This is a genomic window from Priestia sp. SIMBA_032, from assembly GCF_046535215.1.
In the GTDB taxonomy this organism is placed as follows: Bacteria; Bacillota; Bacilli; order Bacillales; family Bacillaceae_H; genus Priestia; species Priestia aryabhattai.
On the sequence record NZ_JAWRXD010001412.1, the window covers coordinates 1 to 242 of the forward strand.

1 pseudogene is annotated in these 242 nt (G+C 35.1%); it reads right to left on the reverse strand.

The window, feature by feature from the left end:
• Positions 1 to 96: 96 nt before the first annotated feature.
• Positions 97 to 242: pseudogene (locus tag SB717_RS38960) on the reverse strand (peptidase M28); the annotation flags it as partial.

The following is a 242-nucleotide window of genomic DNA, read 5'->3' on the forward strand; positions in this document are numbered from 1 at the left end:
CTCGTTTAATTATTTTAGGCGCTCATACTGCAGCGGGATTAGAACGGCCTTTTTAAAACATAAAAAAGCGAAGGAGAATCTCCTTCGCTTTTTCTATTAATTAAATGTAATGTTATGTACAGCCTCTTTATCAAGACGTTTAATAACTTCTACAATTAACTTCACTGCATTTTCATAATCATCACGATGTAACATTGCCGCATGAGAATGGATATAGCGCGTTGCAATTGTAATTGCCATAG